The 24,875-nt window shown below is 65.6% G+C and carries 22 protein-coding genes; 15 read left to right on the top strand and 7 right to left on the bottom strand.

Features of this window, described 5'->3' with window-relative positions; genetic code table 11:
* Positions 1–13 precede the first annotated feature (13 nt).
* On the bottom strand, positions 14–781 hold the full coding sequence (locus M2361_RS24690) for a crotonase/enoyl-CoA hydratase family protein (RefSeq protein WP_127183572.1): 768 nt from the start codon (positions 779–781) through the stop codon (positions 14–16).
* A 279-nt stretch (positions 782–1,060) separates the two neighbouring features.
* On the opposite strand from M2361_RS24690, the gene glyQ reads away from it, so the two are divergent.
* The 7 genes from glyQ (at position 1,061) to def (ending at position 7,424) form a co-directional block, all read left to right on the top strand.
* Positions 1,061–1,972 carry a glycine--tRNA ligase subunit alpha gene (gene glyQ / locus M2361_RS24695; protein WP_259252433.1) on the top strand — a complete coding sequence of 304 codons (912 nt, stop codon included), beginning with the start codon at positions 1,061–1,063 and terminating at the stop codon, positions 1,970–1,972.
* Entirely contained in the window at positions 1,973–4,111 is a 2,139-nt protein-coding gene (glyS, locus tag M2361_RS24700; protein ID WP_259252434.1) for a glycine--tRNA ligase subunit beta, read from the top strand. It begins immediately after the preceding gene.
* Entirely contained in the window at positions 4,108–4,647 is a 540-nt protein-coding gene (gene gmhB, locus M2361_RS24705; protein WP_259252435.1) for a D-glycero-beta-D-manno-heptose 1,7-bisphosphate 7-phosphatase, read from the top strand. The genes glyS and gmhB overlap by 4 nt, the downstream gene beginning before the upstream one ends.
* 4 nt (positions 4,648–4,651) lie before the next feature.
* Entirely contained in the window at positions 4,652–5,374 is a 723-nt protein-coding gene (locus M2361_RS24710; protein WP_259252436.1) for a 1-acyl-sn-glycerol-3-phosphate acyltransferase, read from the top strand.
* Positions 5,367–6,404, top strand: coding sequence for a M48 family metallopeptidase (locus tag M2361_RS24715; protein ID WP_259252437.1), 1,038 nt, complete (start codon positions 5,367–5,369; stop codon positions 6,402–6,404). The genes M2361_RS24710 and M2361_RS24715 overlap by 8 nt, the downstream gene beginning before the upstream one ends.
* A gap of 75 nt (positions 6,405–6,479) precedes the next feature.
* Positions 6,480–6,875, top strand: coding sequence for a lactoylglutathione lyase (gene gloA, locus M2361_RS24720; RefSeq protein ID WP_006217551.1), 396 nt, complete (start codon positions 6,480–6,482; stop codon positions 6,873–6,875).
* Positions 6,876–6,890: 15 nt separating this feature from the next.
* Positions 6,891–7,424: a peptide deformylase gene (def, locus tag M2361_RS24725; protein WP_259252438.1), complete on the top strand. Its 534-nt coding sequence runs from the start codon at positions 6,891–6,893 to the stop codon at positions 7,422–7,424.
* Here def and M2361_RS24730 read toward each other — a convergent pair.
* The gene (locus tag M2361_RS24730; RefSeq protein WP_259252439.1) at positions 7,421–9,799 is read right to left on the bottom strand and encodes an acyl-CoA dehydrogenase; all 2,379 of its coding nucleotides are present in this window, start codon (positions 9,797–9,799) and stop codon (positions 7,421–7,423) included. The two genes, def and M2361_RS24730, sit on opposite strands and share 4 nt — an antisense overlap.
* Before the next feature lie 148 nt (positions 9,800–9,947).
* Here M2361_RS24730 and M2361_RS24735 point away from each other — a divergent pair, with 148 nt between their 5' ends.
* Complete coding sequence (locus tag M2361_RS24735) at positions 9,948–11,177, top strand: nucleoside recognition domain-containing protein (protein ID WP_259252440.1); 1,230 nt, start codon at positions 9,948–9,950, stop codon at positions 11,175–11,177.
* Positions 11,178–11,217: 40 nt separating this feature from the next.
* Here the strand turns inward: M2361_RS24735 and pyk are convergent, their stop codons facing one another.
* Positions 11,218–12,660: a pyruvate kinase gene (gene pyk / locus M2361_RS24740; protein ID WP_259252441.1), complete on the bottom strand. Its 1,443-nt coding sequence runs from the start codon at positions 12,658–12,660 to the stop codon at positions 11,218–11,220.
* A gap of 105 nt (positions 12,661–12,765) precedes the next feature.
* On the opposite strand from pyk, the gene M2361_RS24745 reads away from it, so the two are divergent.
* A complete protein-coding gene (locus tag M2361_RS24745) occupies positions 12,766–13,908 on the top strand; it encodes a glycerate kinase (RefSeq protein ID WP_259252442.1) in 1,143 nt (380 codons plus the stop codon).
* A gap of 705 nt (positions 13,909–14,613) precedes the next feature.
* Here the strand turns inward: M2361_RS24745 and rsmA are convergent.
* Genes rsmA through M2361_RS24760 form a run of 3 tightly spaced genes read right to left on the bottom strand, consistent with a single transcriptional unit; the run spans position 14,614 to position 19,379 of the window.
* The gene (rsmA, locus tag M2361_RS24750) at positions 14,614–15,399 is read right to left on the bottom strand and encodes a 16S rRNA (adenine(1518)-N(6)/adenine(1519)-N(6))-dimethyltransferase RsmA (protein WP_259252443.1); all 786 of its coding nucleotides are present in this window, start codon (positions 15,397–15,399) and stop codon (positions 14,614–14,616) included.
* An 18-nt stretch (positions 15,400–15,417) separates the two neighbouring features.
* Entirely contained in the window at positions 15,418–16,983 is a 1,566-nt protein-coding gene (locus tag M2361_RS24755; protein WP_259252444.1) for a peptidylprolyl isomerase, read from the bottom strand.
* The gene (locus M2361_RS24760) at positions 16,980–19,379 is read right to left on the bottom strand and encodes an LPS-assembly protein LptD (RefSeq protein ID WP_259252445.1); all 2,400 of its coding nucleotides are present in this window, start codon (positions 19,377–19,379) and stop codon (positions 16,980–16,982) included. Before M2361_RS24760 ends, M2361_RS24755 begins: the two co-directional genes overlap by 4 nt.
* Positions 19,380–19,547: 168 nt before the next feature.
* On the opposite strand from M2361_RS24760, the gene M2361_RS24765 reads away from it, so the two are divergent.
* From M2361_RS24765 to M2361_RS24790, 6 genes are all read left to right on the top strand, one after another.
* The gene (locus tag M2361_RS24765; protein ID WP_259252446.1) at positions 19,548–20,588 is read left to right on the top strand and encodes an aminoglycoside phosphotransferase family protein; all 1,041 of its coding nucleotides are present in this window, start codon (positions 19,548–19,550) and stop codon (positions 20,586–20,588) included.
* Positions 20,588–21,274: an N-acetylmuramate alpha-1-phosphate uridylyltransferase MurU gene (gene murU / locus M2361_RS24770; protein WP_259252447.1), complete on the top strand. Its 687-nt coding sequence runs from the start codon at positions 20,588–20,590 to the stop codon at positions 21,272–21,274. Before M2361_RS24765 ends, murU begins: the two co-directional genes overlap by 1 nt.
* A gap of 153 nt (positions 21,275–21,427) precedes the next feature.
* Entirely contained in the window at positions 21,428–22,126 is a 699-nt protein-coding gene (locus M2361_RS24775; RefSeq protein ID WP_100853040.1) for a DUF6776 family protein, read from the top strand.
* Positions 22,127–22,245: 119 nt separating this feature from the next.
* Entirely contained in the window at positions 22,246–23,874 is a 1,629-nt protein-coding gene (locus M2361_RS24780; RefSeq protein ID WP_259252448.1) for an FAD-dependent monooxygenase, read from the top strand.
* Positions 23,871–24,098, top strand: coding sequence for a hypothetical protein (locus M2361_RS24785; protein WP_050447522.1), 228 nt, complete (start codon positions 23,871–23,873; stop codon positions 24,096–24,098). The genes M2361_RS24780 and M2361_RS24785 overlap by 4 nt, the downstream gene beginning before the upstream one ends.
* The gene (locus M2361_RS24790) at positions 24,095–24,544 is read left to right on the top strand and encodes a MarR family winged helix-turn-helix transcriptional regulator (protein WP_259252449.1); all 450 of its coding nucleotides are present in this window, start codon (positions 24,095–24,097) and stop codon (positions 24,542–24,544) included. The genes M2361_RS24785 and M2361_RS24790 overlap by 4 nt, the downstream gene beginning before the upstream one ends.
* Here the strand turns inward: M2361_RS24790 and M2361_RS24795 are convergent.
* Positions 24,541–24,867, bottom strand: coding sequence for a 4a-hydroxytetrahydrobiopterin dehydratase (locus M2361_RS24795; protein WP_050447524.1), 327 nt, complete (start codon positions 24,865–24,867; stop codon positions 24,541–24,543). The two genes, M2361_RS24790 and M2361_RS24795, sit on opposite strands and share 4 nt — an antisense overlap.
* Positions 24,868–24,875: the final 8 nt, after the last annotated feature.

Raw genomic sequence — 24,875 nt, forward strand, 5'->3', positions numbered from 1 at the left:
CCGGGGATACCGATTATTTACCTTGCCAGACCGGCTTGCGCTTTTCGGCGAAAGCGGTCGCGCCTTCCTTCGCGTCGGCCGACGAAAAGATATGGGCGATCAACGGGCGTTGGCGGTCGAACATGCCTTCCTGTTCCCAATCAACGGCCTGCGACACGATGCTCTTGGCGGTCTGCACGGCCAGCGGGCCGTTTTCGACGATGGCGCGCGCCAGTTCCAACGCACCGGCCAGCGCGCCGCCCGGTTCGGTCAGGCGGTTGACCAGCCCAAACGAATGCGCGCGTTCGGCGGTCAGCATTTCGCCCGTCAGGATCACTTCCATGGCGATGTGGTACGGCAGGCGGCGCGGCAGGCGCAGCATGCCGCCGGCGCCGGCCACCAGGCCGCGCTTGACTTCCGGCAGGCCGAACTTGGCGTTGTTGGCGGCCACGATCAGGTCGGAAGCCAAGGCCATTTCGCAGCCACCGGCCAGCGCGTAGCCTTCCACGGCGGCGATCAGCGGCTTCTTGGGCGGGCGTTCGTTCAGGCCGGCGAAACCACGGCCTTCAACATAGGGGCGCTGCCCGGATTTGGCGAATGCCTTCAAGTCCATGCCCGACGAGAACGTGCCGCCGCCACCCGTCAGGATGCCGATGCGGATGTCGTCGCGGCTGTCCAGTTGGTCCAGCGCGGCGGCCATGGCCTGGGCGGTTTCCAGGTTGATGGCGTTCTTGGCTTCGGGGCGGTTGATCGTGATGATCTGGATGCCGTCGGTAACTTCCACCGTGATCAGGTCTGACATAGGACTGCTCCTTCCGGGATTTCTCGGAATCGGGTTCCGGGTTTTATATAAGACTTGGGACGTAACCCGGAATCATACGACCATTGGTTTCCAGGCGCAGCCGGGCGGCTTCCTGAGCGTCCGCCAGGGGCACACTCGGCCCGCCTGGGGGATGCCGTCCGGGCATAGATGTAACCGCCCAGCGGCGCCCGCCAAACGGGACGGCCCCGGGCCAGTTAAAATGCCCGGTTTCCCACGCCCACGGCAGGCCTTGCCCGGCGGCCGAATTCCAAGAATCCTATGCTCACCTTTCAGCAAATCATCCTTACGCTCCAGGAATACTGGGACAAGCAGGGTTGCGCCCTGCTGCAACCCTACGACATGGAAGTCGGCGCCGGCACCTCGCACACGGCCACGTTCCTGCGCGCGATCGGCCCCGAGCCGTGGCGCGCTGCCTACGTGCAGCCGTCGCGTCGCCCCAAGGATGGCCGCTACGGCGAAAACCCCAATCGCCTGCAGCACTACTACCAGTACCAGGTGGTGCTCAAGCCCGCGCCGCCCGACATCCTGGACCTGTACATCGGTTCGCTGAAGGCGCTGGGCATCGACCCCACCCAGCACGACATCCGCTTTGTCGAGGACGACTGGGAAAACCCCACGCTGGGCGCCTGGGGCCTGGGCTGGGAAGTCTGGCTGAATGGCATGGAAGTCACGCAGTTCACCTACTTCCAGCAAGTCGGCGGCCTGGATTGCACGCCGACCACGGGTGAAATCACCTACGGCCTGGAACGCCTGGCCATGTACCTGCAGGACGTGCAAAGCGTGTACGACCTGGTCTGGACCGAAGGCGCCAACGGCAACCGCGTGCTGTACCGCGACGTGTTCCACCAGAACGAGGTCGAACAATCGACCTACAACTTCGAGCACTCGTCGGCCGACATGTTGTTTGCGCACTTCAACGACTACGAAGCCGAAGCCAAGCGCCTGATGGACGTGCCGCTGGCGCTGCCGGCCTACGAGGCCGCGCTGAAAGCCGCGCACACCTTCAACATGCTGGACGCGCGTGGCGCCATCAGCGTGACCGAGCGCGCCGCCTACATCGGCCGCATCCGCGACCTGTCGCGCGCCGTCGCGCAGGCTTATTTCGATTCCCGCGAACGACTGGGCTTTCCCATGCTGCGCCGCAATCAGGCCGCCGGGGAGGCTGCATAAATGACGACGAACATCCGCCCGCTGCTGGTCGAACTGCTGACCGAAGAACTCCCGCCCAAGGCCCTGCAAAAGCTGGGCCAGGCCTTTGCCGAAGGCGTGCGCGCCACGCTGGAGCGCCACGGCCTGCTGGCCGAAGGCTGCGCGGTCACCGCATATTCCACGCCGCGCCGCCTGGCCGTGCACCTGTCCGCCGTGCTGGCGCAGGCGCCCGACCAGCCCTATGCCGAAAAGCTGATGCCCGCCAAGATCGGCCTGACCGAAGACGGCAAGGCCACGCCGGCGCTGCAAAAGAAGCTGGCCGCCAAGGGCCTGGAAAATATCGACCTGGCCACGCTGGAGCGCGAATCCGACGGCAAACAAGACTACCTGGTGGCTCGCGGTACCGCCCCCGGTTCGTCGCTGGCCGCCGGCTTGCAGGAAGGCATCGACACAGCGCTGAACAGCCTGCCGATCCCCAAGGTCATGCGTTACCAATTGGCCGACGGCGTCACCACCGTCAAGTTCGTGCGCCCGGCGCACGGCCTGGTTGCGCTGTTCGGCGCCGACGTGGTGCCGGTATCCGCGCTGGGCATGCAGGCCGGCCGCGACACTCTGGGCCACCGCTTCATGTGCGCGGGCCCGGTATCGTTCACCGACGCCGATTCCTACGCCGCCACGCTGGCTGAGAAGGGCCGCGTCGTGGCATCCTTCGAAGGTCGCCGCGACGACATCCAGCGCCAATTGCTGGACCATGCCGGCCGCCTGTCGGCCACGCTGGGCGACGACCCGGAAGTGGCCGCGCTGCTGGACGAAGTAACGGCGCTGGTCGAACACCCCACCGTCTATGTGGGTCAGTTTGAAGAGCAGTTCCTGCAAGTGCCGCAGGAATGCCTGATCCTGACCATGCGCTTGAACCAGAAGTACTTCCCGCTGTTCGACCCAGCCACCGGCCGCCTGACGCACCGCTTCCTGATCGTGAGCAACATGCACACGGACAAGCCGGTGAACATCGTCGAAGGCAACCAGCGCGTGGTGCGCCCGCGCCTGGCGGATGCGCAGTTCTTCTTCGAAACCGACCGCAAAACGCCGCTGGCCTCGCGCGTGGAACAACTGGGTTCCATCGTTTATCACAACAAGCTGGGCACCCAGCTTGAGCGTGTCGAGCGCGTGCGCGCCATCGCGCGTGGCGTGGCCGAGCAACTGGGCGGCGACGTTAGCGCCGCCGACCGCGCCGCCATGCTGGCCAAAGCCGACCTGGGCTCGAACATGGTGGGCGAATTCCCCGAGCTGCAAGGCATCATGGGCGCCTACTACGCAGCGGGTGACGGCGAACCGGCCAGCGTCGTCGAGGCGCTGCGCACGCAGTACCGCAACCGCTACGACGCCCCCGTCACGCAAGACACCCTGACCGCCGCCACGCTGTTCATCGCCGAGCGCGTGGAAACGCTGGTCGGCATCTGGGCCATCGGCTTGGCGCCCACGGGCGAACGCGACCCCTTCGGCCTGCGCCGCGCGGCGCTTGGCCTGATCAGCGCGTTTGAACAATTGGCGGCCGGTGGCTGGCTGAAGGTCAGCCAGGACGGCCCGCTGTCGCTCAACGGCCTGCTGGAACTGGCTGCGGGCACGTTCCCCGCCGGCAAGATCCCCGCCGACACGCTGGCTGAAGTCCGCACCTTCATCTACGAGCGCTACCGCAACCAGCTCATCAACGACTTCGACCGCAACGCGGTGGAAGCCGTGATTGCGCTGACGCCGCCGCTGCATCAGGTGGCCGAGCGCGTGCGCGCCGCCGCTGCGTTTGCGCAACTGCCCGAAGCCGCCAGCCTGGCCGCCGCCAACAAGCGCATCGGCAACCTGCTGAAGAAGGCCGAAGGCGAGATCGGCGCGGTGAACGAGGCCGCCCTGGTCGAACCCGCGGAAAAAGCGCTGGCCGCCACCGTCGCCCAGCTGCGCCCGCAAGCCGAAGCCCAATTGGCCGCGGGCGACTTTGCCGGCAGCCTGTCCACGCTGGCGCAAGCCCGCGAACCGGTGGACGCCTTCTTTGCCGACGTCATGGTCATGGCCGAAGACCCGGCCGTGCGCGCCAACCGCCTGGCGTTGTTGAGCCAGTTGCATGGCCTGATGAACCAGGTGGCCGACATTTCCAGGCTGGCACAGTGAAACTCATCATCCTAGACCGCGACGGCGTCATCAATCTGGACAGCGATGCGTTCGTCAAGAATCCCGACGAATGGATTGCCCTGCCCGGCAGCCTGCAAGCCATTGCCCGGCTGACGCAGGCCGACTGGAAGGTGGTGGTTGCCACCAACCAGTCCGGCCTGGCGCGCGGCCTGTTCGACATGGACACCCTGACCGCCATCCACACCAAGATGCGGCGTGAACTGGCCGCCGTGGGCGGCGCGGTCGACGCGGTGTTCCTGTGCCCGCACGGGCCGGATGACAACTGCACCTGCCGCAAGCCGCGTCCCGGCCTGTTTGAACAGATCGGACACCGCTACGACATCAACCTGGCCGGCGTGCCGGCGGTGGGCGATTCGCTGCGCGACCTGCAGGCGTCGTCTGCCGTGGGTTGCGCGCCGTGGCTGGTGCAAACCGGTAATGGCAAGAAGACGCTGGCCAAGGGCGGCCTGCCCGAGAACACACGCGTGTGCGAAGACCTGTCGGCCGTGGTCGACATTCTGCTTCAGGACAATTGATTCAATGGCCCGCCTACGTTCGCTGCTGTATTTCCTGTTCCTGGCCGTCACGGTCATCCCCTACGCTTTCCTCTGCATCCTGTGGGCGCCGCTGCCGCTGCACTTGCGGTACAAGCTGACGGCGGGCTGGCCGCGCCTGGCCATCTGGGGCGCCAAGGTGTTCTGTGGCATCCGCTGGCAGGTCAAGGGCTGGGAAAACCTGCCCGAGGGCCCGGCGGTGATCCTGTCCAAGCACCAATCGGCCTGGGAAACCCTGTTCTTCCCGGCGCACATGCCGCGCGAGGTGTGCTTCGTCTACAAGAAAGAACTGCACATGGTGCCGTTCTTCGGCTGGGGCCTGGCGCTGCTGCGCATGATTGCCATTGACCGCTCCAAGGGCCGTGATGCTTTCGAGCAGGTGGTCAAGCAAGGCCAGACGCGCATGGACGAAGGCCGCTGGCCGCTGCTGTTTCCCGAAGGCACGCGCGTGCCGCCGGGCAAGACGGCGCGCTTCAAGATGGGCGGGGCGCTGCTGGCGTCGCGCACCGGCGCGGTCGTCATTCCCGTGGCGCATAACGCCGGCGAGTGCTGGCGGCGCAATGCTTTCGTCAAATACCCCGGCATGGTTACCCTGTCGATCGGTCCCGCGATAGAATCCAAAGGACTCTCCCCCGACGAACTGAACCAGAAGGTTCAGGACTGGATCGAAGGGGAAATGCGGCGTCTCAACCCCGAAAGGTATGCCTAGCACTGATCAGCTCGAACTCCTGTTCGACGTACAAGACCACGACGCGCCCCAAGGCGCGTCGCCACTGATCGCGCTCCAGGGCGCGTCGCCGCTGATCGCCACGCCGAAGCCGCCTGCCGCGCGGCCCGAGCCCGCCTCCCAGGCGGACAGCCCGCAGCCCGTCACCCCCACCAACTTGTTTCCCGACGCCGCCACGGCCGACACGCCCAAGGGCGAGCCGCTGCTGACGCCGTCGCCCAATGCCTCGTCGCGCGTGCCCACGCCCTGTCCGGATCCGCTGCCGCCCGGCGCGCGCTGGCGTGAAGTGCCCACCGAACAGCAGCCGATTGGTTTCGTGCTGCTGCGCTCTCGTCGGCGCAGCATTGGTTTTGTCATTACCGACGACGGCCTGCGGGTGACGGCGCCCAGTTGGGTCACGCTGACACAGATTGACGACGCGGTGCGCGAGAAAGCCCGCTGGATCCTCACCAAGCTGCGCGAATGGCATGCCCGCAAGCAGCAACTGGCCATCGCGCACACGCGCTGGCAGGCCGGTGGCGAACTGCCTTACCTGGGCAAGCGCATCGTGCTTGGCGTGGGTGGCGACAGCCGCCAGTCCCGGTTGTCCGGCGATGCCGACGCACCGCAAGACGGCGACACCCTGTTGCTGGCGCTGCCGTCCGCGGCCGATCAAAGCCGTATCCGCGATGCGGCGCAAGCCTGGTTGCAGCAGCGCGCCGGCGCCTGGTTCGGCGCGCGGCTGGCGCATTTTTTGCAGATCAGCGGCCTGAAGATCCGCCGCTGGCGGCTGTCGTCGGCGGCCACGCGCTGGGGCTCCTGCACCAGCGACGGCAACATCATGCTGAACTGGCGCCTGATTCATTTCGCGCCCGGCATCATTGATTACGTTATCGCGCATGAACTCGCGCATCTGCGCGAGATGAACCACAGCCAGGACTTCTGGCGTGAAGTGGGCCAGATCCTGCCCGACTTCGAAGACGCCAAGAACATCCTGCGGCGTCACGACCCGGCTTCGCTGCCTCAGTTCTAAGACGCTTTATTCGGAAAAGCACCGGCGCCCTCCTGGTTCTTTCCCCAACCCCTCATCGCTTTAAGGAAGATTTCCATGCGTATGCTCCACACCATGCTGCGAGTCGGCAACCTCGACAAGTCCATCGATTTCTACACCAACGTGCTCGGCATGCGCGTCCTGCGCCGCAACGACTACCCGGACGGCAAGTTCACGCTGGCCTTCGTGGGCTATCAGGACGAGTCCGAAGGCGCGGTCATTGAACTGACCCACAACTGGGACACCGACAAGTACGACCTGGGCAACGGCTACGGCCACATCGCGCTGGAAGTCGACAACGCCTATGAAGCCTGTGACAAGGTCAAGGAACGCGGCGGCAAGGTGACCCGCGAAGCCGGCCCGATGAAGCACGGCAAGACCGTGATCGCGTTCGTGGAAGACCCGGACGGCTACAAGATCGAGTTCATCCAGAAGAAAGGCCGTCAGGACTAAGCAGGAAAGCCCGCCATGATCCACCCCATCCTGAAAATGGGCGACCCGCGCCTCTTGCGCGTGGCCCCGCCGGTGGAGCGCTTCGATACGCCCGAACTGCACGCCCTGATCGACGACATGTTTGAAACCATGGCGGCCGCGCAGGGCGTGGGGCTGGCCGCGCCACAGATCGGCGTGGACCTGCAAGTGGTGATCTTCGGCTTTGAGCGTAACGAGCGCTACCCGGACGCGCCGCCCGTGCCGCAGACCATCCTGTGCAACCCGGTCATCACGCCGCTGTCGGACGAGATGCAAGACGGCTGGGAAGGCTGCCTGTCGGTGCCCGGCCTGCGCGGGCTGGTGCCGCGCTATCGCCACATCCGCTATAGCGGCCGCGACCCCTACGGCCAGTTGATCGAGCGCGAAGCCGAAGGCTTCCACGCCCGCGTGGTGCAGCATGAATGCGACCACCTGATCGGCCGCCTGTACCCGTCGCGCATCCAGGATTTCTCGAAGTTCGGCTTCACGGAAATCCTGTTCCCCGGCATGGACCCGAACGCGGACGATTAAGCATCCGGTTCGGGGTCCGGGTTCGCCTTGGGCTTCGCTTCCGAATTTGCTTCGGGCTTAGCCTCGGGATTCGCTTCGGGATGTGCCCCGGCGGCCGCATCGGGTGTGCGTGCCGCCTGCGGCGACAGCGCTTCCGGCGCAAAATCATCCACCTGCAAGACCTTCAACACCAAGGCCTCGGCCGCTTCCAACTGCGCGGCCTGCGCATCGGTGACGGCGCCACGCTGATGCGCCTCGCGCCAATTGCGCACGTTCGACTGGCGCAGACGGTCGCGCAGGGGCTGCACGGACTCCACCAGCGCAAACGCGCGGGTCAGGTCCGCCAGGGGGTCGCTTCCCGCGCGGCCACCGCCCAACAGCACGCCGGCCTCCGGCCCGGTGCCGCTACTGGGTTCCCGTTGCAAGTCCGCCGCCAGCCGCGCATGCGTGGGCGACGGCTTCAACAGAAGCTCGGCGCAGGCGCGCGTCAAGGCGTCATCCGGGCCCCGCGCCAGGCGCAGCGGCAGGATGGCGGCGCGCAAGCCCCAGGCCATCACCCGCCCCGGCAGATTGCGCAGCACTTCATCCAGGCTTTTTTCGATGCTGGCGTAACCCTGCGCCATGCACCAATGCACCAGCGGCAGGTCGTCGTGCTTGCGGCCTTCGTCTTCCCAGCGCTTGAGCACCGCCGACAGCAGGTAGAGCTGCGACAGCACGTCGCCCAGGCGCGCCGAGATCATCTCGCGCCGCTTCAGCCCGCCGCCCAACTGCGCCAAAGTGGCGTCGGCCAGCAAGGCGAAGCCCGATGCATAGCGCCCCAGCCGCCGATAGTGGCCCGCCGTGGGGCCGGACACCGGCGATGGTGCCAGCAAGCCGCCCGTCCACGCGCGGCCGATGGCGCGCAGCGCGTTCTTGCCGGCGTGCCGCAAGTGGCGCCAGAAGACATCGTGAAAGACCTCGATGCCGCGCTCCTCGTCGGGGTTGGCCAGGGCCATCATTTCCGGCATCAGGTACGGATGCGCGCGGATGGCGCCCTGCCCGAAGATGATCAGGTTGCGCGTCAGGATGTTGGCGCCTTCGACCGTGATCGCAATGGGTACCGCGCGATACAGCGCGCCCAGGTAGTTGCTGGGCCCGTCCATGACGGCACGTCCGGCGTGTACGTCCATCGCGGCGTTCACGGATTCGCGCATGCGTTCGGTGGCGTGGTATTTCATGATGCCCGACACGACGGCGGGCTTCACGTCCTGGTTCAGCGCGGCGCAGGTCAGGCGCCGCGCGGCTTCAACCAGATAGGCGTTGCCCGCCAGGCGGGCCAGTTGTTCCTGTACGCCTTCGAACTTGCCGATGGGAATGCCGAACTGCTCGCGCACCCGGGCGTACATGCCCGTGGTGTGCGCGCACATGACGGCCGCCGCGGCCGACAGCGACGGCAGCGAAATGCCGCGCCCCGCCGCCAACGCGCTCATCAGCATCTGCCAGCCCTGGCCGGCACGCGCCTCGCCGCCGATCAGCGCATCCAGGGGCACGAACACGTCGCGGCCTTGGTTGGGGCCGTTCTGAAACACCTGCATCGCCGGCAGATGGCGCCGCCCGATCTCCACGCCCGGCGCCTCGGTGGGCACCAGCGCCACCGAAATTCCGATGTCCTTGGGGCCACCCAGAATGCCATCGGGGTCCGACATCTTGAACGCCAGCCCCAGCACCGTGGCCACCGGCCCCAGGGTGATGTAGCGCTTGTGCCAATTAAGACGGATGCCAATGAGTTCACGGCCGTCCACCACCTGGCGGCACACCACGCCGGTATCCACCATGGACGCGGCATCTGAGCCCGCTTCGGGGCTGGTCAGGCCAAAGCACGGCACTTCGCGGCCGTCGGCCAGGCGCGGCAACCAGTAATCGCGCTGCGCGGGCGTGCCGAACTGCATCAGCAATTCGCCCGGCCCCAATGAATTGGGCACCATGACCGTGACGCCCGCCGTGATCGAATAGGCGGAAATGCGCCGCACCACTTCGGAATGCGCATAGGGGGAAAAACCCAGGCCACCGTAGCGGCGCGGAATGATCATGCCGAAAAAGCGTTGCGCTTTCAGGAAGTCCCACACGCGCGGGGGCAGGTCACGCCGGTTCCAGGTGATGTCCCATTCGTCCAGCATGGCGCACAGCTGCGCCACGGGGCCATCGATGAACGCCTGTTCCTGCGGGGTGAGCGTGGCGACGGGCACGTCCAGCAGCTTCTGCCAATCGGGGTTGCCGGTGAACAGGTCGGCGTCCCACCACGAGTCTCCGGCCTCGATGGCCTCGCGCTCGGTTGCCGACATGGGCGGCAAGGCGTTGCGCGCCCAGCGATACGCGGGTTCCGTGATGCGGCGACGGCGCCAGGCATTGAAGTCCATGAGTGTCCCTCACTGTTATGGCCCTAGGGCGTGTCGGTGCAAAGTACCAGAATTGACAGCGCGCGGCCAAGCTCGCAAGGGCTGACTCTGCGACAATGAGCGTCCCCGCGCTGGTGCGCAATCAACCGCTATCCGGGCATCGCCACGCATGCTGAACAAACTCTGGCTGGGCTTCTTCCTGACCGCCGCCGCCGCCGCGCTCTACCGCTGGCTGGCCATTGGAGACCCCGACGTCTTCCGCCTGATGGTGGCCAGCCTGTTCGACATGGCGCGTGTGTCGGTGGAAGTCATGGTGCTGTTGTTCGGCACGTTGACGCTGTGGCTGGGCTTCCTGCGCATTGCCGAACGCGCCGGCTTGGTGGAAAAATTGGCGCACCTCTTGGGGCCGCTGTTTGCGCGCTTGATGCCCGAGGTGCCGCGCAACCATCCGGCAGTCGGCCTGATCACGCTGAACTTCGCCGCCAACGGCCTGGGGCTGGACAACGCCGCCACGCCGATCGGCCTGCGCGCCATGCGCGAACTGCAATCGCTGAACCCCACGCCGGAAACCGCCAGCAACGCGCAGATTCTGTTTCTGGTGCTGAATGCGTCGTCGCTGACGCTGCTGCCCGTCACCTTGTTCATGTTCCGCGCGCAACAGGGCGCGGCCGATCCCACCCTGGTGTTCCTGCCCATTCTGCTGGCGACCAGCGCGTCGACGCTGGCCGGCTTCCTGGCCGTGGCCGCGTGCCAGCGCCTGCGCTTGACCGACCCCATCGTAATGCTTTGGCTGGGCGGCGCGGCGCTGGTGTTGGGCGGCTTCATGGCGCTGTTGGCCAGCATGTCGGCGGCGGCGATTGCGTCGCTGTCCTCGCTCATGGGCAACCTGGCGCTGTTCGGCATCCTGCTGGCGTTTCTGGTCGTGGGCGCGTGGAAAAAGGTGCCGGTCTATGAAGCGTTCATCGACGGCGCCAAGGAAGGCTTCGACATCGCCAAGAGCCTGCTGCCGTATCTGGTGGCCATGCTGTGCGCCGTGGGCGTGCTGCGCGCATCGGGCGCGCTGGATTTTCTGCTGGACGGTATCCGCTGGATGACGCTGCGGGCCGGCTGGGACACGCGATTCGTTGACGCCCTGCCCACCGCGCTGGTCAAGCCGTTCTCGGGCAGCGCGGCCCGCGCGATGATGCTTGAGACCATGACGCACTACGGCGTGGACAGCTTTCCCGCGCTGCTGGCGGCCGTGATGCAGGGCAGCACGGAAACCACCTTCTACGTGCTGGCGGTGTACTTCGGGTCGGTGGGAATTTTGCGCGCGCGCCACGCGGTGGGTTGCGCGCTGGTGGCCGATGCGGCCGGCGTGATGGCCGCCATCGGCGTGTGCTACTGGTTCTTCGGCTAAGGGCCTGCGGGGCGGGACGTGCCCCGCCCTGGCCCTTGCGTCAATCCACCATCAGGATCTTCATGCCGTTGGTGCCGCCGCTGTCGCGGTAGAAATCGCCCTTGGTCAGAATGACCCAGTCGCCCGTCTTCACCAGGTTGCGCTTGCGCAGTTCTTCAATGGCGGCCTCGCTGAGCTCGGCCGGTTCGTAGTCCGACGGCGCGAACGGAATGGTGTAGACGCCACGGAACATCGCCACGCGATTCTGCGTCAGGCTGTGCGGGCTGTAGCAGTAGATCGGCACGCCCGAACGGATGCGCGACATGATCAGCGGGGTGTGCCCGCTTTCGGTCAACGCGATGATGGCCTTCACGCCGGGAAAGTGGTTGGCCGCGTACATGGCCGCCAGCGCGATGGTTTCATCGCAGCGCGTGAAGGTTTCGCCCATGCGGTGGTGCGACACGGTGGACGTGGGGTGCTTTTCGGCACCCAGACAAACGCGCGCCATGGCTTGCACGGTTTCAACGGGATACTGGCCCGACGCGCTTTCCGCCGACAGCATCACGGCGTCGGTGTAGTCCAGCACCGCGTTGGCCACGTCCGACACTTCGGCGCGGGTCGGCATGGGGCTGGAAATCATGGATTCCATCATCTGCGTCGCGGTGATGACCACCTTGTTCAGCGTGCGCGCGTGCTGAATGATGCGCTTCTGAATACCCACCAATTCCGCGTCGCCCACTTCCACGCCCAGGTCGCCGCGCGCCACCATCACGCCATCGCTGGCGCGGATGAGCGAGTCCAGCGCTTCGTCATCGGCCACGGCCTCGGCGCGTTCGATCTTGGCGATGATCCAGGCCTGGCTGCCGGCTTCGGCCAGCAAGGCACGGGCTTCGTCGATGTCGCTGCCATAGCGCGGGAACGACACCGCCACGTAATCCAGTTCCATCTCAGCGGCCAGCTTGATGTCGACGCGATCCTTGTCGGTCAGGCTGGGTGCGGACAAACCGCCGCCACGGCGGTTGATGCCCTTGTTGTTCGACAAGGGGCCGCCCACCGTCACCGTGGTGTGGACTTCGTCGCCTTCAACGCGGTCCACCACCAGCACGACGCGGCCGTCGTCCAGCAAGAGCTCGTCGCCCACGCGGCAATCGGTGACCAGTTCGGGGTAGTCGATGCCGACGATGCTGGCGGTGCCGGCATCCTTCGGATGCACGCGCGACAGCGTGAACGGCTGGCCGACTTGCAACTGCACCAGCTTGTCGGTGAAACGCGCGATGCGGATCTTCGGGCCTTGCAGATCGCCCATGATGGCGACGAAGCGGCCTTGCTGGGCAGCGATGTCGCGCACCAACTGTGCGCGGGCGCGATGGTCGTCCGCGCTGCCATGCGAGAAGTTCAAACGGGCCACATCCAGGCCCGCGCGGATCAACGCTTCAATGCGTTCGGGCGTCGACGTCGAAGGCCCCAGGGTGGCAACAATTTTGGTGCGGCGCAATACAGGCATGACGGTCCACTCTCGCAAAAACAACGAAAGCGCTATGGTACGCCGCCTGCGTCGGCACGGGTATCATGGTCAGCACTCCGACCCATAACCAGCCTCTCCGACACCGTGAAAATCGTCATTGCTCCCGACTCTTTCAAAGAAAGCGTTTCCGCGCCTGACGCGGCGGCGGCCATTGCACGCGGCGTGAAAGCCGCCTGCCCCGGCGCCCACACTGTCTGCATTCCCATGGCCGACGGCGGTGAAGGCACGGTTGAAGCCGTACTGGCCGCAACCGGCGGGAAGGCGCGCCAGCTTACGGTGAACGATGCGCTGGGCTACAAGGTCGACGCCGTCTGGGGTTTGTTGGAAGACGGCACCGCCGTGATTGAAATGGCGGCGGCCGCGGGGCTTGAACTGATCTCGCCATCCAAGCGAGACCCGATGCGCGCCAGCAGCCACGGCGTGGGCGAGCTGATGCTGGCCGCCGTCAACGCGGGCGCCACGCGCATCATTCTGGGTCTGGGCGGGTCGGCCACCAACGACGCGGGCGCCGGCATGCTGACGGCGCTGGGCGTGCGCTTGATGGATGCCGCCGGCAACAGCCTGCCACCCGGCGGCGGCGCGCTGGGCAAACTGGCCAGCATCGACACGCGCGGGATGGACCCGCGTCTGGCCAAGATCCGTATCGATATCGCTTCGGATGTGGACAACCCGCTGTGCGGGCCGCAGGGTGCCTCGCATGTGTTCGGGCCGCAAAAAGGCGCCACGCCGGAACAGGTGTTGGCGTTGGACCAGATGCTGTCGAATTTCGCGGATGTCTGCGCGCGGCATCTAGGCGTGGACCATCGCAACGAAGCCGGCGCAGGCGCGGCGGGCGGCCTGGGCTTTGCCGCCAAGGCGTTCCTGCAGGCGCACTTTCGCCCAGGCGTGGAAATCGTGGCGGAATTGGGCCGCCTGGCTGAAGCCGTCGAAGGCGCCACGTTGGTGTTCACCGGCGAAGGCCGCATGGACGCCCAAACCTTGCGCGGAAAAACCCCGGCCGGCGTCGCCAAAATCGCGCAGCAAGCCGGCGTGCCTGTCGTGGCGTTGGCGGGGTCGCTAGGTGACGGCTACGAAGCGCTGCACGCCGGCGGCATCACCGCCGCCTTCAGCCTGGCCCCCGGCCCCATCACCTTGCAGCAAGCGCTGGCGGACGCAGAGAAACTGCTGACGGAGCGCGCCAGAGACGTCATGCAGCTATGGATGGCGGCGCAGAAACGGATGCTGTGAGCGATGAAGCGCGGGAAGGCGGGCAGAAGGGAAATGACGCCGATCGCGCATAACCCATCGGGCGGCGTCGGCGGTGTGGCTGATCCCGGTTCGAAATCCAGCGATGCCTATGTGGCGGATTCCGCCTTAATTTCACCTTCGTCTGATGGGTTTCGCGCGTTGGGCGTCTGCTCAATATTGACGCGATCTTCGCGCTGCACCCATCCTACATGGCAACGTTTCTTGGTCCGGCGCTGACTATGTGGCTGACTCCGGATTTAATTCCGGCTTCGTTTGATGGGTTCCGCGCGTTGGGCGTCTGCTCAATATTGACGCGATCTTCGCGCTGCACCCATCCTACATGGCAACGTTTCTTGGTCCGGCGTTGGCTATGTGGCTGAATCCGGATTTAATTCCACCTTCGTTTGATGGGTTCCGCGCGTTTGGCGTCTGTTCTTTATTGACGTGATCTTCGCGCTGCACCCATCCTACATGGCAACGTGTCGTGGTTGGTCGTAGGATGGGTGAAGCGCGGGAAAGCGGGCAGAAGGGAAATGACGCCGGTCGCGCGTAACCCATCGGGCGGCGTCGGCGGTGTGGCTGATCCCGGTTCGAAATCCAGCGATGCCTATGTGGCGGATTCCGCCTGAATTCCACCTACGTCTGATGGGTTCCGCGCGTTGGGCGTCTGCTCAATATTGACGTGATCTTCGCGCTGCACCCATCCTACGAGAGCAGGCCGGCCTGGACCAATGCGTCTGACAGGCGGATGTAGCGGTCCACCGAAATGTCTTCGGCGCGGGCGGTGGGGGCGATGTCCAGGGCTTCCCAGGGGACTTGCGGCGCCCAGTCGGCCAGCACCCGGCGCAGCATTTTGCGGCGCTGCGAGAACGCGCGGGACACCACCGTTTCAAAGGCGCGGACGCTGACCGGTTGCAGGCGGTCTGCCGGCAAGGGCACCATGCGCACGATCGCGGACACCACCTTGGGCGGGGGATCGAAGGCTTCGGGCGGCACATCAAACAGCTTGTGCATGCGGTAGCGCGATTGCAGCATCACCGACAGACGGCTGAAATCACCCGAACCCGGTTTCGCCACCATGCGGTCGATCACTTCGCGTTGCAGCATGAAATGCTGGTCGCGGATGTGGTCGGCCCAAGTCATCAGATGAAACAGCAGCGGGCTGGAAATGTTGTACGGCAGGTTGCCCACGACACGCAGCGCGCTGCCGAACTGCGAAAAATCCACCGTCAGCGCGTCGGCCTCGACCACGGTCAGGCGGGACGCCTCGAACTGCTTGCGCAGGCGCGCGGCCAGGTCGCGGTCGATTTCAACGGCGGTGAGGTGGTCCAGACGCTCGAGCAGCGGCCGGGTAAGCGCAGACAAACCTGGGCCGATCTCGACCACGGCATCATCGCGGGCGGGTGCAACCGCCCGGACGATGGACTCGACGACGCTTTCGTCGGTCAGGAAGTTCTGGCCGAAGCGCTTGCGCGCCTGGTGTTGAGACATGAAAAGCCTGTAATGCGTTTAGCGGTTGTTCTGCTGGATCTTCTGCTGCTTTTCAAGCCGGTTGTCGATATAAGCCTGAGCGCGCAACTGCTCAAGCCAATCTTCAAAAGCCGGTTGAGCGCGGCGCTCGAACAAGGTCTGGCGCGCCTTCATGCGGGCCATGTCGTCGGTGGCGTCATGCTGGCGGCGTTCTTCAACCTGGATCAAGTGCCAACCGAAAGGCGACTGAACCGGCTGGCTGATCTCGCCCGGCTTCAGGGCGTTCATGGCGGCTTCGAACGGCGGCACGGTTTCACCCGGGTTCAGCCAACCCAGCTCGCCGCCCTGCGGCGCGGTGGAATCCTGCGAGTACTGGCGCGCCATGTCTTCGAACTTGGCGGTGCCCGACACCAGGCGCTGACGCACCTGTTCCAGGCGCTGGCGCGCGGTTTCGTCGCTCATGACGGTGGACGTCTTGATCAGGATGTGACGCGCGCGGGTCTGCATCACTTCGGTGGGGCCTTGCTGCGCGGCGGCGGCTTGCGGACGCGCGGCGGGCTGCGGCGCGGGCGTGGGAGCCGGGGCGCGCGCGGTGCGACCCGGGGCCGGCTGTGCCGTGCCACGGTCCATCACCTTGATGATGTGGAAACCGTTGCCGCTCTGGATCAGGTTGCTGACCTGGCCCTTTTGCAGATCGCTGATGGCCTTGACGAACAGATCGGGCCAGCCGTCCAGGGGACGCACGCCCATGACGCCGCCTTGCAGCGCTTCCGGGCCGTCAGACGCAGCGGCCGCCAGGCTGGCGAAGTCGTCGCCACGCTTGGCGCGCGCCAGGATGTCTTCGGCCTTCTTGCGCAGCACCGCCAACTGTTCGGGCGACGAGCCTTCCGGCACGCGCACCAGAATCTGCGCCAGCGCATAAAGCATCGGGCCCGAAGGCGCCGCGGCTTGCTCGGGCGCCTGCTGGGGCTGCGCCTGCGGTTGGGGCTGAGCCTGGGGCGCGGCGCCAAACGCCGGGTTGCGACGCTGGTCCCTCAGGAAAGCGTCGACTTCGTTGTCCGAGATGACAATCGTGGAATCCACCGCGCGTTGACGCAGGCGGTCCGTGCGGATCTCGTCGCGCAACGACTTGCGGTAGTTATCCCAGGTCGTGCCCGACTTTTCGATTTCGGCGCGCAGTTGCGCCACGCTGATCTTGTTGCGGCTGGAGATCGTCTGGATGGCCTGATCGACTTGCGCGTCGTCCACGCGAATGCCCAGACGATCGGCTTCATGGCGCTGCACGCGCTCCATGATCAGGCGTTGCAGCACTTGATGCTGCAGCGTCTGGTCGTCGGGCACCTGGATGCCGCGCGCCTTCAGTTCGGCCGAAATGCGGGTCGACGCCTCGCGCAGTTCGCGCAGCGTGATCACGTCCTTGTCGACCACCGCGGCAATGCCGTCCACGAACTGCTCGCCCTGCGGCGCGGCGGGCGCGGCCTTGGCGCCGTTGTTCGCGGCCCGGCCTGTCTGTGCGGCCACGGGCGCGGCGGACAGACCGGCGCAAAGGGCCAACAACAGCGCACTGCCGGACAGGCGGCGCAAAGAGTGCAACCTACGCATCATTCATACCTTTCAAATGTGGTCCCAGCCGGCACGGGCGGTGTAATGCTGGTGTAGCCGGGGATACTTCTGTTCAGCAGGTTCATCGGGTCGGTTCCCAGGGAACCCAGCCCGCTCAGCTCAAGCTGGAAGAACACTGCGGAGTTGGCGTCCGTTGCCGATACGGCATAGCGCTGGTAGACCACGCGGCCCACCCAGCAGCAATCACCCTTGTACTCCAGACCAGCGATGGCCTGCGTCACGCGGGGAGATTCCGTCGTATTGGCGACCGTGCTGGACGGCCCGGAGCGCAAGGAATAGTCCACCCGGCCCACACCGTACCAGCGCTTGCTGAACGGCCATTGGACCGCCAGGCTGACCTGGTTCTGGCCCTGGGGCTGGTATTGGACACCCGGTTGCGGGTCACGCTGATAACGATACGACACCGCCACCGTGGTCAGGCGCTGCGGTGACCAGCGGGCGCTGACCAGGCCGCGCGACCACTGGTTGTCGTAGGGGTTGTACTGCGCCGCCACATCCGTGCTGAGCGTGTCGGTCAGCGCCGCGCTGGCGCCCACCAGGAAGTCGGAACGGACGTTTTCACGCGGCGTTTCGCCGGGCAGCGTGACCTCCTGGTCTTCAAAGTACAGGCGCTGCGCCACGGCCAGCGACATGCGCTCGAAGCCGGTGTTGGCGTCCAGCCAGCGCGTGGTCAGCGCGGCGGTCAGTTGGTTGGCGTTGGAAATACGGTCCCAACCACCGGTGTAGATGTTTTCTTCAAACGCCTGCGAGAAGCTGAAATCAGCCAGCGACGTGTCGTAGACCGGCATCTTGGACTGGTCGCGATACGGCACGCGCAGGTAGTACAGGCGCGGTTCCAGCGTTTGCGTGGAGGCCTTGCCGAACAGACTCGTGTCGCGTTCGAAAATCAAGCCCGCGTCCAGCGACATGATCGGCACGGTCCGCGATTGCGAGCGCGGCAGGCCGTCGGCCGACCCGCCGTTCAGGCCGAGCGCGTCCTCGCCATACCACTTGGTCTGGTACTGGGTGTAATTCACGCCCGCCTTCGGGATGATGAACCAGCCCGGCCGCACGATCGGGTAGGACACCGTCGGGTAGGACTGCAGGCGGTCGCCGTCGGGGTAACGCACCGTGGAGCCGAAATCAGGACGGCGGAAACGCACGGCGGTCGAGGTCCAGTCCACATCGAAGCCGCCCCAGTCGTAGCGTGCGCCACGCAGGTAGAGCTCGGGCTCCTTGTCATACGGCGGCACCAGCGGCGCGTCCGGATCCTGCAGCGTCTGGTACTTGTAGACCTGGGCGTAGGCGCTCCAGTAGTTGGACGCCCAACCCACGCGGCCGCGCTGCGGCAGGTAGGTGGTGGACGCCTGGTTCAGGCCCAACTGCGAGATGTCGCGGAAGTAGTCGTCGTCCGATACCTTGGCAAGATCCCAGTCGGCGTAGAAGCCGTGCGAAAACGTCTGCTGATGGCGCCACCAGTACATCCAGCGGTCTTCGCTGGTGACGTTGTCGTTGGGCAGATAGGCGCCGTCGATGGTGCCCACATAGGACGACCCCAGGTAGCGGAATTCGCCGCCCAACTGCATGCCGCGCTTGGAGAAATAGCGCGGCTGCAAGGTCAGGTCGTAATTGGGGGCCAGGTTCAGGTAGTACGGCAGCGAAAAGTCAAAGCCGCCCTGGCTGGTGGTGCCGTAGGTCGGCATCAGGAAGCCCGACTTGCGCTCTTTCTTGACCGGGAAGGTCATGTAGGGCGACGCCAGGATCGGCACGTCCTTGAAATACAGCACGCCGTTGCGCGCCACGCCTTCGTTTTCGTCGAAGTCGATATCGACCGTCTTGGCCTTGATGTACCAGGACGGCGTTTCGCACGAGCAGCCGCTATACGTGACCGTATGCAGCCGCATCTGTGACTTGCTGAAGATGTCGGCGTGTTCGGCCACGGCAAAGCCGCCGGTGGCGCCCATCCAGAAATTGGGCTGTTCGACTTCGCCTGAATACTTGTCGACGTTGAACTTCGCGTTCGGGCCGGTCACCAAGGTGCCGTCGCGCATCATGCGCGCGCTGCCCTGGACGTCGACTTCGCCCGTGTCCTTGCGATAGTTGATGCGGTCGCCCTTGATGATCCCGTCGATGCGGCGCACTTGCGCGCTGCCGCTCAGGGTCAGGTCGGACTCCGGATCGCCCTCGATGCTGTCCGCTTCCATGTAAGCGGGGATGCTGTCGTCCGGCAGGCGATGCATGCGCAAACCGGGCGACGTGCGCAACACGGGAGCCGCGGGGGTGGCGGTTGCCGAGCTTGCCGAGGGTGCAGCGGGAGTCGAACCTTGGCTACCTTGAGCCTGGACGGCTCCGGCGGCAACGCTGACAGCAGAGAGGATCAACCACCGAACCTTGCGCACGAGTGAAAACAGCCCTTTTTGACGATGGAAATGCCTGGCACCGACGACAAAGAACCGCCGATGCTGGTGGAATCGAGCCGGTATTATAGAGAAGCCGCGCCATACGCCCAGCCTTATGTGCGCCGAACGCAAATTTCAGCAATATTGCCCTTCTGACACGGATCATCCTTGAAAAACGATCACGACCCCCGCCTGGCGCAGATCCGCAACTGGCTGGATAGCCTGCCCGCCGCCTTGAACCTGGCCGTGGACTCGCTGCGCCCGGCCTCCGCCGACGCCAGTTTCCGCCGCTACTTCAGGCTGGACGCCGGCGAGCGCACCCTGATTGTCATGGACGCGCCCCCCGCCCACGAAGACTGCCGTCCCTTTCTGCACGTGGGCCAGTTGCTGGCCGATGCCGGCCTGAACGTGCCCAAGGTGCTGGCACAGGATCTTGACCAAGGCCTGCTGCTGCTGTCCGACCTGGGCGAGCAGACCTACTACCAGCGCATCCAGGCCGGCCTGTCCGACAGCCAGCTTCAAACGATGTACCGCGAAGCGCTGGCCGCGCTGGTCCGGCTGCAACAAGCCGCCACCACCGGCCTGGCCACCTACGACACCCCCCGCCTGGCCGACGAGCTCACCCTCTTTCCCCAGTGGTACGTCGAGAAGCACCATGGCGTGACGCTGGACGACAAGACCGCCAACGCGCTGGAAAAAATCTTCGCCCTGCTGTCGGCCAGCAATGGCGGCCAGGCGCAAGTGCTGGTGCACCGCGACTTCCATTCCCCCAACCTGATGGTCTGCGACCAGCCGCAATACGGCCCCAACCCGGGCGTCATCGATTTCCAGGACGCGCTGGCCGGCCCCATCACCTATGACCTGGCGTCATTGGTGACCGACGCGCGCACCACCTGGGAAGAACCGCAGCAATTGGACTGGGCGATCCGCTATTGGGAAATGGCGCGCGCCGCGGGCTTGCCCGTCGATGCCGACTTCGCTGATTTCCACCGCGCCTATGAATGGATGGGCTTGCAGCGCAACCTGCGCATCATGGGCGTATTTGCTCGCCTGAACCACCGCGACGGCAAGGCGCATTACTTGGCGCACATGCCGCGCATGAACGCTTACGTGCGCCAGGTGGCCCAGCGCTACGGCGTCTTCACGCCCTTGCTGCGCCTGCTGGACAAGCTGGACGACCGCCAGGTCCGCGTCGGGTACACGTTCTGATGCGGGCCATGATTCTTGCCGCGGGCCGCGGCGAACGCATGCGCCCCTTGACCGACCACCTGCCCAAGCCCTTGCTGGCGGTGGGCGGCAAGCCCCTGATCGTCTGGCACCTGGAACGGCTGGCCGCGGCGGGGTTCCGGGACGTGGTCATCAACCACGCCTGGCTCGGCCACGAGATCGAACGCGCGCTGGGCGACGGCAGCGCGTTTGGCGTGCGGGTTCGCTATTCCGCCGAAGCCACCGCGTTGGAAACCGCCGGCGGCATCGCGCAGGCGTTGCCCCTGCTGGGCGACACGCCGTTCCTGGTCATGAACGGCGACGTCTGGTGCGACTGGAATCCCGCGTTGGCCCCTGCCCTGGCGGCCGAAGTGCCCGACGGCGGCGCCTGGCTGCTGATGGTCGACAACCCCGTCCAGCACCCGAACGGCGATTTCCGGCTGTCGTCGGACGGCGGCCTGCATGCCGACGGCAACCCGCGTTTGACCTATGCAGGCATCGGCGTCTACCATCCCTCGTTGTTCGCGGATGTCCAGCGCGGCACGGCGGCGCCCCTGGCGCCCTTGCTTCGGCAAGCAATGAGCCGGAACCTGGCGCGCGGCGCGCATCATGATGGCCGATGGACCGACGTCGGCACCCCGCAACGGCTTGCCGACCTGGACGCGGAGCTTCTCGCAGCGGCACGCTGACGCTCACATATTTCACAATATCAAGGTGCGCAACCAGGATTTTCCGCGCACCCAACCGCCCTGGCTAACGGGGTATTCTCTGACGCTTTGACGCGCGCGCGGACACCGTCGCGGCGGACAAGCACACACACAGGAAGTTTTCTAGGAATGGGGATGTTTGGAAGATCGCAACGGGCCGTGTTCAAGCCCTCCGTATACCAACCCGGTCAACGCACGCGGCGCCTGCCGCGCTGGCTTGTCCTGCTTCTGGTGGGAATTGCCTTGGGTGCGGGCGGCGTGCTCTTCCTGCAAACCAATTACGGCCCGCAACGCCTGACGGTCGAGCAGTCCGAGTCGTTGCACAGCGAGCTGAGCGCCTCCAATCTGGAGCGCCAGCGCCTGCAAACGCAATTGGAAGAAGCCACCCAGCAGCGCGACGCCAATAAATCCGGCCATGAAAAACTGACGACCGAACTGGCCGACGCCCGCGCCAAGATCGACACGTTGAACAAAGAACTGGTCCTGTTCCAGGACGCCATGCCGCCGGACCCGCGCGGCGGCAATCTGGGCATCCGCTCGGCCACCTTCAAGCGCGGCACCGGCCAACTCGGCTACCAAGTGCTTGTCATGCGCGACGAACCGTCGGGCGCGCCCTTCCAGGGCACGCTTACGTTCGCCATCGAAGGCAGCTACCCAAACGGCCGCGCCGCCACGATCACCCCCGAAGGCCCGGCACTGAATGTCGACCGGTACGATTACGCGCTGGGCGACCTTACCCTGCCCGACGGCTTCAACCCCCGCGTGGTGGTGCTGCGCGTGTTGGACGGCAACCAGAAGCAGCAGGCGATGCGCATCTATAACGTGCGCAAGTAAGCGCGCCGCGCTGGCCCCGAAAACCCGCCTCGGCGGGTTTTTTTACGTCCTCGCAAAATCGTTGCGTACGCAACTTATTAAGCATATAGTTGCGCAAACAACCAAATTCCAGAGACAAGATGCCGCTTCCCTCGCACGTACCCGTTCTGATTGCCGGCGGAGGCCCCGTCGGGCTGACCCTGGCCGCCTTGCTGGCCGAATACGGCATCGCCTCGCTCACCGTGGAGGCGGACGACGACTATTGCAGCGGCAGCCGGGCCATCTGCATTTCGCGCCGCTCGCAGGAAATCATGGCGTGGGCCGGCGCCGACAAGCCGCTGGTAGCCACCGGGCTGCCCTGGACTGGCGGCCGCAGCTACTACCGTGACCGCGAAGTCCTGCACTTCGAAATGCCGCACGACCCGCTGCAACGCTATGCGCCGATGGTCAACATCCAGCAGTACTCGATCGAGGAATACGCCCATCAGGCCATGCAGCGCCACCCGGACCTGGCGGCCTTGCAATGGTCGGCTCGCGTGGCCGGCCTGCGTACCGACGCGGACGGCGTCAGCGTCGACATCGACACCGACGGCCAACGCCAGACCGTGCGCGCCGACTGGCTGATTGCCTGCGACGGCGGACGCAGCACCGTGCGCGAGGCCATGGGGCTGAAGCTGGAAGGCATGCAGTACGAAGGCCGCTACGTCATCGTCGATATCGAACAAGCCTCCAACCGCCCCGTGGAACGCCTGGCCTGGTTCGACCCGCCATCCAACCCCGGTTCCACCCTGCTGATGCATCGCCAGCCCGGCAACGTCTGGCGCGTGGACTACCAGATCCGCGACGACGAAGACCCCGAAGAAGCCGTCAAACCCGAAAACGTACTGCCGCGCGTGCAAAGCCATCTGGACATGATCGGCGAAACCGCGCCGTGGAAACCGTTGTGGATTTCGGTCTACAACGCCAAGTGCCTCACGCTGAACCAGTACCGCCACGGGCGCGTGCTGTTCGCCGGAGACGCCGGCCACCTGGTGCCGATCTTCGGCGTGCGCGGCTTGAATTCCGGCCTGGACGACGCCGGCAACCTGGCGTGGAAACTGGCCTGGGTCTTGAAAGGCCAAGCGCCCGACAGCCTGCTGGACAGCTACAGCACCGAGCGCGTGCACGCCACCCGCCAGAACCTGGCCTACGGCGCCAAGAGCACCGAATTCATGGCGCCGCCCGACTTTGGTTTTCGCCTGATGCGCGAAGCTGCGCTGCGCCTCGCCTTGGTGGACGCAACGGTGCGCCCGCTGATCAACCCGCGCCAGTCCGCGCCCATTTCCTACGACGCCTCACCCTTGAACCTGACCGACGGCGCACCGCAGGCCGGCCCCGCCGCCGCCCCCGGCCAGCCCGCGCCCGACGCGCGCCTGCAAGACGGCGACACGCCGCGCTATGTCAGCGAGAGCTTCGGCCGTGGTTTCGTGCTGCTGGCAGTGTCACCCTTGGAATCGAATCTGGCGCGCGAACTGGACGCCCTTGCCGCCGACACGCAAGATGCGCCGCATCCGCTGCGGGTGCTTAGCGTTGGCGACGGCGGCTTGAACGATGCACACGGCCAGTTGCGCGAGCGCTATGGCGCCAGCGCGGGCGCCGTCATCCTGATCCGCCCCGACGGCTATGTGCTGGGCCGCTGGTCCGCGCCGCAAGCCGCGCAACTGCGTGCCGCCCTGGCGCCCTATTACCCCTTGATCGCCCAGTCCGCAACACAGGAAGGCCAAGCATGAACAACGACGAACTTGACCAGGTCTACACCCGCATGGCGCAGACGCTGACGCGCGTGGGGGAATCCCAGGCGCCGCTGTTTCTATCGATACTGGGCTTGTCGCTGTTAAGCCGGCAGCCAGACGCGGCCACGGCGCTGGCGCTGCTGGCCGAAGCCGAAAGCGCCTGCCAGGGCGAAGCCGCTGTGGCAAACTACCCCGCCACCACTCCTGCCCGCCCAACGTGAAACCGCCTGCCCTGGAACGATTCCTGACGTATCGCCTGCACGTGCTCAACAAGATCACGGACCGGGATACGAATCGCGCCTATCTGGAAGACTGCGGCATTCCCTTGGGTGAAGCGCGCTGCCTGGCCGCGATCGGGCGCTATGCGCCGCTGTCCGTCAACGACCTGGCGCGCGCGGCGAACCTGAATAAAGGGCAGGCCAGCCGGTCGGCGCAGGCGCTGGTGGATCGCGGGCTGGTTGAAAAGGCGCTGTCCACGTCCGACGGGCGCGGCGTGGTGCTGACGCCCACCCAGGCGGGCATGGCGCAATACCAGCGCATCATCGACCTGATTGCGCAGCGCAATGAAGAGATCTTCGGCTGCCTGAGCGCCAGCGAACAGCAGGTGCTGGGAGAGATGCTCGACCGTCTGATCGAGCATCTGCAAGCACAGGAAAACGACGGCTAGGCGTCGGACTTCGGCGCCGTGGCGCCCATCTGCGCAGCCGCTTCGTCCATGAACTGCGCCATGCGCACATCCAGTTCGGTCACCCCGCCCGCGTCATGCGTGGTCAGCGTCACGTCCACCCGGTTGTAGACGTTGGTCCATTCTGGATGATGGTTCAGCTTTTCCGCGAACATGGCCACACGCGCCATGAACCCGAATGCCGCATTGAAATTTGGAAAACGGAAGCGTTTTTCAATGGCGTCACGCATGGCCACGGCCTGCCATCCGGTCAGGGCGGCCACGGCGGTATCGGTGCCGATACGGGCGGGGGGAAGCATGCTCATGGCTAGGC

Origin of the sequence: Achromobacter sp. JUb104, from assembly GCF_024806975.1 — a bacterium.
Classification (GTDB): Bacteria; Pseudomonadota; Gammaproteobacteria; order Burkholderiales; family Burkholderiaceae_B; genus Achromobacter; species Achromobacter spanius.

Coding starts and splice junctions, on each gene's coding strand:
- M2361_RS24690 (WP_127183572.1), bottom strand. CDS start 781: ATGTCAGACCTGATCACGGTGGAAGTTACCGACGGCATCCAGATCATC.
- glyQ (WP_259252433.1), top strand. CDS start 1,061: ATGCTCACCTTTCAGCAAATCATCCTTACGCTCCAGGAATACTGGGAC.
- glyS (WP_259252434.1), top strand. CDS start 1,973: ATGACGACGAACATCCGCCCGCTGCTGGTCGAACTGCTGACCGAAGAA.
- M2361_RS24710 (WP_259252436.1), top strand. CDS start 4,652: ATGGCCCGCCTACGTTCGCTGCTGTATTTCCTGTTCCTGGCCGTCACG.
- M2361_RS24715 (WP_259252437.1), top strand. CDS start 5,367: ATGCCTAGCACTGATCAGCTCGAACTCCTGTTCGACGTACAAGACCAC.
- gloA (WP_006217551.1), top strand. CDS start 6,480: ATGCGTATGCTCCACACCATGCTGCGAGTCGGCAACCTCGACAAGTCC.
- def (WP_259252438.1), top strand. CDS start 6,891: ATGATCCACCCCATCCTGAAAATGGGCGACCCGCGCCTCTTGCGCGTG.
- M2361_RS24730 (WP_259252439.1), bottom strand. CDS start 9,799: ATGGACTTCAATGCCTGGCGCCGTCGCCGCATCACGGAACCCGCGTAT.
- M2361_RS24735 (WP_259252440.1), top strand. CDS start 9,948: ATGCTGAACAAACTCTGGCTGGGCTTCTTCCTGACCGCCGCCGCCGCC.
- pyk (WP_259252441.1), bottom strand. CDS start 12,660: ATGCCTGTATTGCGCCGCACCAAAATTGTTGCCACCCTGGGGCCTTCG.
- rsmA (WP_259252443.1), bottom strand. CDS start 15,399: ATGTCTCAACACCAGGCGCGCAAGCGCTTCGGCCAGAACTTCCTGACC.
- M2361_RS24755 (WP_259252444.1), bottom strand. CDS start 16,983: ATGATGCGTAGGTTGCACTCTTTGCGCCGCCTGTCCGGCAGTGCGCTG.
- murU (WP_259252447.1), top strand. CDS start 20,588: ATGCGGGCCATGATTCTTGCCGCGGGCCGCGGCGAACGCATGCGCCCC.
- M2361_RS24775 (WP_100853040.1), top strand. CDS start 21,428: ATGTTTGGAAGATCGCAACGGGCCGTGTTCAAGCCCTCCGTATACCAA.
- M2361_RS24780 (WP_259252448.1), top strand. CDS start 22,246: ATGCCGCTTCCCTCGCACGTACCCGTTCTGATTGCCGGCGGAGGCCCC.
- M2361_RS24785 (WP_050447522.1), top strand. CDS start 23,871: ATGAACAACGACGAACTTGACCAGGTCTACACCCGCATGGCGCAGACG.
- M2361_RS24795 (WP_050447524.1), bottom strand. CDS start 24,867: ATGAGCATGCTTCCCCCCGCCCGTATCGGCACCGATACCGCCGTGGCC.